The organism is Virgibacillus carmonensis, assembly GCF_057836705.1.
The window spans coordinates 1-603 of the sequence record NZ_JBYQFJ010000261.1; the positions used below are offsets into that span (position 1 = coordinate 1).

A 603-nucleotide genomic window follows, 5' to 3' on the forward strand; every position below is an offset into this window, starting at 1 on the left:
AAGAGGTCGCAAAACCGATAAAGAAAAGTTTGCAGGAGCAAATTATACATTGACAATCGAAAGTCTAATGCATGATGGAAGGGCGTTACAATCCGGAACATCCCATCATTTCGGTTCTGGTTTTGCGGAAGCTTTCGATATAACGTATTTGGATGAAAACGGTGAAAGTCAGTTTGTACATCAAACATCCTGGGGACTTTCCACGCGGTTTAGTCGTTCCTCCCCGTATTGCACCAACTCAGGCAATGATTGTTCCTGTTGCCCAGCATAAGGAAGGTGTACTGGATAAAGCTTATGACCTTCGCGATCAGCTGAAAAAGGTAATCCGTGTTGGAATTGATGCCAGTGACAAATCACCTGGCTGGAAGTTTAATGAATATGAAATGAAGGGTATCCCAATCCGAATTGAAATCGGACCAAAGGATATAGAAAAAGAACAGGCAGTGATTGTCCGACGTGATATCGGCGATAAGGAATTCGTAGCACTAAGTGAGTTGGAAGCACGTGTAGTTGAAGTCCTGGAAGAAATTCAGACTAGTTTGTTTGAAAAAGCATTGGCACACCGGACGGAAAGAACATCGGTTGCAACTACCTTAGAAGAAT

General features: G+C 43.0%; 1 pseudogene. It reads left to right on the top strand.

The features are described 5' to 3' along the window. A pseudogene (locus tag AC3G7N_RS21745) lies at positions 1-603 on the top strand (His/Gly/Thr/Pro-type tRNA ligase C-terminal domain-containing protein); the annotation flags it as partial.